Below are 10628 nucleotides of genomic sequence, written 5' to 3' on the forward strand. Positions count from 1 at the left end.
ATTCGTGAGCCTCTCGGTCACCTCGAAGGGGACAGAGACCGTGTCAGTCGAGCCATCCACGTAAGTCACCTTGACCGGGACCTGGTAGGAGCCCAACGAAGCGTCCGCGTTTGGGGTCACCTTGATGGATCCATCGTCGTTGACGACGATGGTGCCCGGGAAGGCACCCTTCGTGCCGTCAGGAAGGGTGACATCCGTGCCATCCTGCTCGAAGGTGGTGTCCTTCGGAGTGGCATTGGTCTCAACGACGTCCTTGGTGCGAGGGTCGTCAAAGGTTGGCACCGGGATGGTGGTCGAGCTTCCCTGCACAACCTTGGTGTCATCCTTGTAGACCGGGTCGTAATCAGTAGTCTTCGGGAGGACAGTGAAGGCGTCCTGAGACATCGGGTAGCTGCCGCGCTCGCCTTCCGTATCGATAGCGTAGAGGCGCGCCGTGTACGTGGTCGCTTCCTTCACGTTCGGAGCCTCAAAGTCACAGGACGCGAGAGTCCCGGTGTTGTCAGGAATCGCTATATTGCAGGCTTTGACTTCCTTACCCTCAGGGTCAAACCAGGCGATCTGGTAGCGGTTGTTACCAAGATCAGCGCTCGGTAGTCCCGTCGTGACCGTCTTGACTGTGTCCCCCGAGGAGGCGAAGTTCCCGAAGGAGTCATAAGGCGTCACATCAAAGGACAGCTCGTCGAGAGACAAGGCGAACTTCGCACGAACAATGTTCTGCATCGACGCACCAGGCGCGGTGGTGTTGTTGTAGATGAAGCCAGTCCAACTCGTGCCAGCGTCATCGAACGCGAACTTGTTTCCGTAGTACGGAGTCGTCACGCTGTACCTGTCAACACCCTCAAGAGAGACATAAGCCCAGTCGAAGTTGACATGCTTCGGAGTCTTGTCGATGCTCCTCGCTTTCTTGTCAGTCTCGTTCCTGTACCACGAACCGACCTCAGGGCTCGAGGCAACACGGTTGAAGAGATCAGAATACTTTGCCTTGCCAGGAGTCATCCCCTCGGCAGTAGCGACATTGTCAGGAAGCAGCGCGTCCGAGTAGAGGTTAGAAGCAAGTAGAGCGCCGTCGTTGTACCCACGGTCGTTATATGCCTTGCCGTAGGTGCCATTGAACTGAAGACGGTACTGGCCGTTATCGTCAGTAGTCGTGGTGACCGTCTCAGCAATCCACTTGTCCACGCCCTCAGCCTTGATCTGCTCCTTGATCCAGGCCTGCAGAGCCGCTTCCTTGCTGTCGTTCCAGCCAAGTCCACGAATGTCTTTGGTGCCAATCGCAGCCGGGCCGTCGGCGTAGATCCGCGTGAGCGCGTAGTCCGAGAGGTACGACCCGACAACCTTAATGTGACGAGCCGCGGTATCACCGCTATCGCGTGCCGTCACCATGTCCATGGTTGTCGCACCCGGATTGGCGCGATTGTTCCAATAGACCTCACCGCTGATGTAGCCCTGCTCACCACTGACAGCCTTCGCCTCGCGAGCGTGGGCCATGTCATGCATGACGGCGTCGGTCTTGGGGGCATAGATGAAGTTGAAGCCGGTGAGCCGGTCAGGTCCCACCAGGTTTCCCGCTCCGAAAGCGGTATCCATAATGGACGACTGCGGACCAAGCTGGCTTTCCTCCCAGCTGTACCAGAGATACGTCCCCTCCGGCGTCTTTGCCCATACGCGCCACTTCTCCCCCTCAGGCAAGTTCGGGTCCGCGTCGAACGAGACCGTCGTGCCGTCATACTTGACGAAGTCCTTCATGACGATGCTGTAGGTGCCGTCAGCCGCCGTTGTGCCGGTGTAGATCGGGGAGGCCGAACCGTCCTTCTCGTACCACTGGGCATAGACACGTACATTCTCCAGCGGGGTCGCAACGGCCGTATTGTCGATCTCACCGCCATGACCCGAGGTCTGGAGGACAACTTTTCCGTTGACGCTGTGCTGAGCATTCTTGTCGGTCGTGCCGCTCTCGATGACGTTGACTCCGTCAATCTCGGGCGCCACCGAGTTACCAGGCGTGACTGCAGCGACAGCAGCCGGAGACAGGCTAGTCAGTACAGGCACCGCCACACCGGCTCCAACACCAAGAACGAGCGCAACGGCGCCCATGGCAGCCGCAGTCTTCGAACGTCGCGTGAGAAGCACCGACTTGCGGGGCACGTCGAGGGAAGATCTCATAACTTCTCCTTGAATAGGGATTGCCCGTCATCACCGCACTGGGCCCTAGGTCCGCCGGGACCGCTAGGGGAGTAGGGATGCGACGAGGCATGTAGACGCTGTTAAGGCTAGTGACGATTTGGTGTTTTCCAAGGTTTTTCTCGATCGTCCACCACTGGGCGACCTACAGACCAACAGCGACTAAACCCTGTAATTCCAACAAAAACGCCTCTCCCTGCGCGGTTTCTTCACCTATTTTTTACATGACGAACACCACTGCATTCTCGACACTCTCAGAGACAGTCTCTTGCCGCCTCACGGCCCCAAGGTCGAACGTCCCACGCCGCCGCCCCCTGGCAGCGCGCTTCACGACGACGTCTCCGCGAGTCGGCAGTACAGACAACGGTGGTCCCGGGAGCTACGCTCCCAGGGCCACCGTAACCAAGCTCGTCCTAGATCTCTGTGTCTGCCCTACGGCAACCGCCACAGCTCCTTGAGCCCATCGACGTACAGCTGGATCTCCTCCACCATCTGCGTGGCCAGTGCCTTGCTCGCCGCGCTGCCCGGCGTCGTCGAGCACAGCCACTGGATCTGCAGACCGTCACTCAGCGCGGTCAACGTCCTCGCAATGAGCAGTGACGGCGCCTCAGGCCGCACCAGCCCCCGCTTCTTACCCAGCTCCAGAGCCTCTTCCATGCTCACCACCGAGGTCTCCAGGTGCCGAGCGAACCACGTGTGCGCCGGGTGCTCCGCGTCCATGACCGAGGCCGCCGTCGCCGTGTAGATGGCCACCATCTCCCGCTGGTGGGTGTTGTGCTCCACCAGACGGACAAAAGCGTCCAGCACACCCCAGGGATCAGAATCATCCACGGCTGCCAGGAAGGCCTGCCCCGTCTCCTCGTCACGGTGTTCCAGCACCCGCGCGAACAACTCCTCCTTCGAGGAGAAGTGGTGCAGCAGACCCGCTTTCGAGATCTGCGCAGCCTCTGCGATATCCGCTAGCGAGGTCCCGGCGTAGCCGTGCGCCCCGAACAGCCGTACCGCTTCGGTCAGCACTCGCTCACGCTTGTCCTCACTGCCTGCCGGCGGACGCCCCGGCCCGCGCCGACGAGGCTGGGGCGAAACGTTGGAATCCGAGGACTGTGAGGTAGCCATGCAGGCATTGTCCCATCTCGCGCAACACGGTGCTTCCAGTGCCTAGGCCAGCACCCCTCGCCAACCTGCAGAAGCGGCCCGGCCGGTCCTAGACCAGCCGGGCCATCCTTCCTGCCCGCAGCGCCGAGCCCAGCCGCGCTACCGACCGCGCTGCGCCGTCGGCAATCAGTACTCGCTAGGCCGGCTCACACGGCGCTGGCTGCGCTCGGCGCCCAGGCCTCCCCGCGTGCCGCGAGCACAAGCCCTGCCGAGGCGCCCTCCGGGCTGACGTCGACGACGACCTCCTGGCCGTCGAGCACCTCGCCACCTAGGATCATGCGTGCCAGCTGGTCGCCAATCTCGCGCTGGACCAGGCGGCGCAGCGGGCGCGCCCCGTAGGCCGGGTCGTAGCCCTCGTCCGCCAGCCAGGAGCGAGCCGCGTCAGTGACCGTGAGCGTGAGGCGGTGATCGGCCAGGCGCTCCTGCATCTTGTCCAGCTGGATCTGGACGATGCGGCCCAGCTCCTCTTTGCTCAGGGCGTCGAAGATGAGGATGTCGTCCAGGCGGTTGAGGAACTCCGGCTTGAAGGAGGCACGCACCTGGGTCATCACCTCGTGCTCCTTCTCCTGCGGGCTCATGATCGGGTCGATGAGGAACTGGGAGCCCAGGTTGGAGGTGAGCACCAGGATGACGTTGCGGAAGTCCACGGTCCGGCCCTGACCGTCGGTCAGGCGCCCGTCGTCGAGGACCTGCAGGAGGATGTCGAAGATCTCAGGGTGGGCCTTCTCCACCTCATCCAGCAGCACCACCGAGTAAGGGCGACGCCGCACGGCCTCGGTCAGCTGACCACCCTCCTCGTAGCCCACGTACCCCGGGGGTGCGCCAACCAGACGCGCCACCGAGTGCTTCTCGGAGTACTCGGACATATCGATGCGCACCATGGCGCGCTCGTCATCGAAGAGGAAGTCCGCCAGGGACTTAGCCAGCTCGGTCTTGCCCACGCCCGTGGGACCCAGGAAGAGGAAGGAGCCGGTCGGACGGTCCGGGTCAGCCACGCCAGCGCGCGAGCGGCGCACCGCGTCAGCCACAGCCGCCACAGCCTTCTTCTGGCCGATGAGGCGCTCACCAATGACCTGCTCCATCTGGAGCAGCTTGGCCTGCTCGCCCTGCATGAGCTTGCCAACCGGGATACCGGTCCACGAGCCAACCACCTCAGCGATCTCCAACGGGCCGACCTTCTCGGCGATCATCGGCTCGCTCGCCGCGCGCTCGACGCCGTCGGGGCCCACCACCGTCTCCGCCGCAGCCTCGGAGGCCTCGGCGTCACGGATCTGCTTCTCCAGGGCCGGCATCTCGCCGTAGCGCAGGCGCCCAGCCTCCTCGAAGTCGCCGTTGCGCTCAGCCAGGTCAGCCTTGGTGCGCAGCTCGTCCAAGTGGGCACGCAGCTCACCGATGCGGTTGTGCCCCGCCTTCTCCGCCTCCCAGCGGGCGTTGAGGGCCGTGAGCTTCTCGGTGGCGTCAGCCAGCTCAGCGCGCAGCTTCTCCAGGCGCTCGACGGCGGCCGGGTCACTCTCGCCCGACTCCTCCAGGGAGTCAGCCAGGTAGGACTCCTCCATCGTCATGCGGTCCACGCGCCGACGCAGCTCGTCGATCTCCACCGGCGAGGAGTCCAGCTCCATACGCAGGCGCGAGGCGGCCTCGTCGATCAGGTCGATCGCCTTGTCCGGCAGCTGCCGGGCGGTGATGTAGCGGTCGGACAGCTGGGCCGCCGCCACGAGGGCGCCATCGGAGATCGTCACCTGGTGGTGGGCCTCGTACTTGGGTGCGATGCCGCGCAGGATGGCGACCGTGTCCGCCACCGAGGGCTCACCGACGAAGACCTGCTGGAAACGACGCTCCAGGGCCGGATCTTTCTCGATGCGCTCACGGTACTCGTCCAGCGTGGTCGCACCGACCAGCCGCAGCTCGCCACGCGCCAGCATGGGCTTGAGCATGTTGCCCGCGTCCATGGCGCCCTCGGAGCCGCCGCCAGCACCGACCACTGTGTGGAGCTCGTCGATAAAGGTGACGACTTCGCCGTCGGAATCCTTGATCTCCTGCAGGACGGCCTTGAGCCGCTCCTCGAACTCGCCGCGGTACTTCGCGCCCGCGACCATGCCCGCCAGGTCCAGCGCGATCAGGCGCTTGCCCCGCAACGAGGTCGGGACGTCCCCGGCGACGATGCGCTGGGCCAGCCCCTCGACGACCGCCGTCTTGCCCACGCCCGGCTCACCGATGAGCACCGGGTTGTTCTTGGTGCGGCGGGACAGGACCTGGACCACGCGCCGGATCTCGGAATCGCGGCCAATGACCGGATCGAGCTTGCCCTCGCGGGCGGCCTCGGTCAGGTCCGTGCCGTACTTCTCCAGCGTCTTGTAGGTGCCCTCGGGGTTGGGCGAGGTCACGCGGGCGTTGCCGCGGACCTTGGGCAGGGCGTCACGCAGGGCGACCGCGGTGGCGCCAGCCTCGGCGAGGATGCGGGCGACCGGATCGTTGGAGGGGCTGCCCGAGGCCAGGCCAATGAGCAGGTGCTCGGTCGAGATGTAGTCGTCGTTAAGGTTCTTGGCCTCCGTGGAGGCAGCCTCCAACGCAGCGAGCAGGGCGCGCGAGGGCTGGGGCTGGCTGACCGAGGAACCGGACGACGCGGGTAGCTGGGTCAGCACGCGGCGGACCTCCTGGCCCACGGCGGTGCGGGTGGTGGCTGCCTGCGAGGAGTCAGGGCCGACGGCGGCGAGCAGGCCGAGGGCCACGCCGTCCTCCTGCCCGAGGAGCTCGTTGAGCAGGTGCGCAGTGTCGACCTGCGGGTTGCCGGCAGCCGCAGCGGCCTGCATGGCGCCGCTGATGGCCTCCTGCGATCGGGTGGTGTAGTTCGTGTCCATATTCGGACCTCCTTGACGTTGATCAGGCTCGCGGGTCCTGGCCAGGGAGCCGGGCCTGGGGTCCGCACTCCGGTGACGTGCGGCGCGAACTGCGCGACGCCGTCGGCCGGTGGCGGTGAGGTCCAGGCCTGGTCCCGGGCGGGGGTCCCGTGGGTCTCCGATCAGTCCAACCGAAGCAAGGTTGAGTCTATTCCACTCAACTTCATTTTCCTTCCCCGAATGCGCGTGACGCCCCAGACAGGTGCTGGTTCGGCGGAGCGTGCCAGGGCCAGAGCGTGCGCCGGCGCCGGAGCATGCGCCGAGGCAGGAACTGGCCGCCGGCGCCACGGCAGGTTGCCATTGCCAGGTGCGCGTACCCCAGCAGTAGCCGACACCCCGGCCACACCCCAGCCGGCAGCCGACACCCCGATCCTGTCTGCGCCATGAAGGCCGACTCTGGCCCAGCCGGCCGCCACCTCACTAACTGCCTGCACGCCACCGACCACGTGTGTGCCCGCCGACCACCTCATGCACGACCGACCGCCCAACGATCGATCACGCATTCCCCACCGACCACCCCATGCGCGACCGACCACAAAAACCTCCGCCGACCACCGCATTCGCGCGAATACCGTGGTCGCTGGAGGAAGAAGTAGTCCGTCGCGCGCTGGATGGTCGGTCGCGGAGCACAAGGACAGCACACCGACGGTCGATCGAGGAATAGGTGGTCCAACGAGGGCTATGTGGTCCGTCAGGACAGAAGGAGGCCACACGCCGACGGTCGGACGAGGAACACGCGGTCCGTCGCGCACTGGATGGTCGGTCGTGACTCGCGCCGTCGGACAGCAAGAGGCCCGCCCACTCCGGCACGACCACCGTCCGGCACCACCTCGCTGCTCCACCGCAGTGCACAGCGCTTGCGAGCATTCAGTGCGTGGCGCACACTCCAGCATCCGCGAGCATCTGCACCATGCGCTGACTGCCCCACACGTCACTCCACATCCACCGCACCAGGCGCATGCCGGTCGCCTGCTCGATCGCGATCTCTCGCCGCCGCTCACGCTCGATGACATCCTCGATCCTCCCGCTCGTCAACTCCCGCCCGTACTTCACCTTCCCGTCAAACTCACCGATGACGCCGAGCTCAGGCCAGATGAAATCGACCCGCCCTAGGAACGTGCCCCGCGCATCGAGCACCTTGCGCTGAAGCTTGGGCATCGGCAGATGGTTCTCGATCATCACCGCTCGGCTCAGGCTCTCACCCGGAGACTCTGACTGCGGGTCCGCGAGCTCAATCCATCTCCGCATCGACGCATTGCCCCTCGTTCCAGGATGGCGGTCGACGAGCTCCATGAGGGACTCCTTCGTCACCCACCCCTGTCTGAGCACATGGTCCAGGCTGGCCAGGTTCGAGGCGAGAGACCGGCGTCTGCCCAGGTCGACGAGGGTCTGGGCGACGCTGGATATCGATATACCTTCGGTCTCAACCACCTCATAGTCAGCCGGGCCGGGAAGGGTGCGTGTCGCCGTCGTGCGCCGGCCGCCGGCTCGGCCCACACGAACCAGCTGCACCTGCTCGGGCAGCGCTCCAATGAGCGGGATGCCATGGATGACGGCCGCCGACTCCCGCGCGAGCACCGCCCCCGGGCGGACGCGGTCAACCAGGTTCAACGCACAGACACGCACAAGGTGCCGCTGACTGGCATGAAGCTCGCGGAAGTCCGCTGCGCGCACGTACGCCCCCGGGCACAGTCGGATCAGATCGGCACTGTCCTCGCGGGTCGCGCGTGCCAGGGCGTAACGACTCAGCCCGCGATCTAGCAGGTCCCGGGTCAGCGTGATCTCGATCGGCGCATCCACCATGGTCCAAGGATGGAGGCAGAGGAGCTCGCGCCGCTTGGCGCCTGTGGACGGGAGCTTCCAGGGGTGTCACGGGGCCAGCCTGTGGAGCCCGAGCAACGACTCTGGACGCGGCCGCCGCTCTTCGGGCCGCCTTCGCTTCCCCGATCGACCACCTATGCGCCCACCGACCACCCCATGCGCGACCGACCACCCAACGACCGACCACACATTCCCCCACCGACCACCCAACGACCGACCACACATTCCCCCACCGACCACCCCATGCGCGACAGACCACAAAAACCTCCGCCGACCACCGCATTCGCGCGAATACCGTGGTCGCTCGAGGAACACGCGGTCCGTCGCGCATGGGGTGGTCGGTCGCGGAGGAACAGGACAGCACACCGGCGGTCAGACCAGGAACACGCGGTCCGTCGCGCATGGGGTGGTCAGGGGACAGCGCCGGCGGCAGGCCAGGGAAAAGCGGCAGCCCGGGGAAGAAGTACAGACCGAGGAAGAAGGAGGAGTACGAGGACTGAATTGGCCAGGCACAGTCTCCGCCGAGCCCCGTTCCTCCTCCACTATGCCTCCCACGCTCCTCCTTCAGGCGGAGAGCCCCACCGCCACCAAGGTCCTCCCCCGGCACGAGGACGCGTGAGCCCATGACCGATAGCCTGCTTGCCATGACGCGCCGCCACCCATCGGCGCACCGCGTCGACCTCCACCTCCCACGGCAGCCGACATCCGAACCAGAGAAGGAAGACATGCGTTCTGCCCGCCACAAGCCACCACTGGCCTGCAGGCTGCTGCCCACTGGCCTGTACATCGCGGCTGTCCTGGTGATCATCGAGACGGTCTTCGGCTCCATCTCCTGGGTGGACCGCTCCCTGGACCTGGTCTTCACCTGGCTCATCCCGCTGCCGATCATCGACTGGTTCTCCGCGATCGTCACGATCCTGCTCGCCGCAGGCCTGGGCAGGCGCAAGCGCCTGGCCTGGGTCGCCACCACGCTCATCGCCGCAGGCCTGCTTGTCCTCTACTCGCTGATCCTCGGCGTCGCGCTATTCGTCCCCAACTCCGTCTCGGATGCCCCGAGCCCCGCGCAAGCCACCCCCGAGACGCTGCCCGCGTGGCTCGTATGCGCGATGACGGCCAACGTCATCATTCTCCTCATCATTCTGGCCGCACTGCTGCGCCACCGCGGCTACTACACCGTGCGCTCCCAGCCCGGTGACTACAAGCGGGCCCTGAGCGTCTTCGTCCTGGGCGCCACCGCCGTCGCCGTCATCGGCATCAATGTCCTGTTCATGATGCGAGGTGTGGGCCTGCACCAGGTCTTCGACCTGCTCGCCGGACGCCACGAGCCGGACTGGCTCTTCAGCGCCATGGGCCTGGGCTGGGCCCTGTGCGCGCTGGCGTCCCTGTGGCTCATCATGCAGGCCCGGCACAAGGCCGCGCAGATCGACACCGAGGAAGAGCTGCGCATCCGCGCTCTCCTGGCGGACAACCCGACTGACTCCCTGGGCTACTTCGCCACCCGCCGGGACAAGTCCGCGATCCTCACCGAGCACGGCGGCGTGGTCTACCGCTCCACCATGGGCGTGGCACTGGCCTCGGGAGACCCCCTCGGTGACCCCTCGGTGTGGCCGACGGCGGCCCGCGCCTTCCTCACTCACGCCTCCGACTACGGCCTTGCCCCAGCCGTCATCGGCGCCTCGGAGGCCGGCGCGCGCGCCTACGTCCAGGCGGGTCTGAAAGCCGTGCGCATCGGCGACGAGGCGGTCCTGCGTCCTTCCCGCTTCCGACTGGCCGAGCTTCCTGAGGTGCGCCGCGCGGTGCGGCACGTGACCGATCTGGGCTACACCGTCCGTATCCGCCGTCACCGCCAGATCCCGGCCGAGGAGCTGGCCCACCTGACCTTCCTGGCCGACCAGTGGCTGGGCGGCGGGGAGGAGCGCGGCTTCTCCATGGCCCTGTCACGCCTGGGCGACCCCTCAGACGGCCAGTGCGTCATGGTCGAGGCCCTCTTCCCCGCCGGCGACGAGCGCGGCGAGGTCGCCGCCCTGCTCTCCTTCGTGCCTTGGGGCGCCGACGGACTGAGCCTGGACGTCATGCGCCGCCACCCCCGAGCGGACAACGGCGTCACCGAGCTCATGGTCTCCTCGCTCATGGCCGCCGGCTCGGACCTGTCCATCAACCAGGTCTCGCTCAACTTCGTCGTCTTCCGCTCCGCCTTCGAGCAGGGCGAGAAGATCGGCGCCAGCGCCCTGCTGAGCCTGTGGCACAAGATCCTGCTCTTCGCCTCGCGGTGGTGGCAGCTGGAGTCGCTCTACCGCTCCAACCAGAAGTACAACCCGGAGTGGTTCCCGCGTCTGATCTGCTACGCCGACGCCGCAGACATGCCCCGCACGTCCCTGGCCATGGGCGTGGCCGAGGGATTCGTCAACCTCCCGGCGCGCCTGGGCGGGGACACGGGCCCGCAGCCCATGCGCAGCGCTGAGGACTCCGAGCGCCTGCTCGCCGTCACCGCCGGGGCCGTCGAGCGCAAGCGCCCGGCTCGCGTGCCCACTGAGGTGCGCGAGCGGCTGGCGTCGCGCGAGCGGATGCTGGCCG

At 66.2% G+C, this 10628-nt stretch carries 5 protein-coding genes; 1 reads left to right on the forward strand and 4 read right to left on the reverse strand.

Features of this window, described 5'->3' with window-relative positions; translation table 11 throughout:
• The 4 genes from HMPREF0058_RS12505 to HMPREF0058_RS00270 form a co-directional block, all read right to left on the reverse strand.
• The coding region (locus HMPREF0058_RS12505) for a Rib/alpha-like domain-containing protein (protein ID WP_211205872.1) at positions 1–2163 on the reverse strand (2163 nt) is incomplete at its 3' end.
• Positions 2164–2613: 450 nt separating this feature from the next.
• The gene (locus HMPREF0058_RS00260) at positions 2614–3297 is read right to left on the reverse strand and encodes a TetR/AcrR family transcriptional regulator (RefSeq protein WP_034237323.1); all 684 of its coding nucleotides are present in this window, start codon (positions 3295–3297) and stop codon (positions 2614–2616) included.
• 185 nt (positions 3298–3482) lie between these two features.
• Positions 3483–6194, reverse strand: a complete 2712-nt coding sequence (locus tag HMPREF0058_RS00265) for an ATP-dependent Clp protease ATP-binding subunit (protein WP_006547631.1) — start codon at positions 6192–6194, stop codon at positions 3483–3485.
• 906 nt (positions 6195–7100) lie between these two features.
• Entirely contained in the window at positions 7101–8036 is a 936-nt protein-coding gene (locus HMPREF0058_RS00270; RefSeq protein WP_006547632.1) for a hypothetical protein, read from the reverse strand.
• 743 nt (positions 8037–8779) lie between these two features.
• On the opposite strand from HMPREF0058_RS00270, the gene HMPREF0058_RS00275 reads away from it, so the two are divergent.
• The coding region (locus tag HMPREF0058_RS00275; protein WP_169305796.1) for a phosphatidylglycerol lysyltransferase domain-containing protein at positions 8780–10628 on the forward strand (1849 nt) is incomplete at its 3' end.

Origin of the sequence: Actinomyces urogenitalis DSM 15434 (genome assembly GCF_000159035.1) — a bacterium.
Taxonomy (GTDB): domain Bacteria; phylum Actinomycetota; class Actinomycetes; order Actinomycetales; family Actinomycetaceae; genus Actinomyces; species Actinomyces urogenitalis.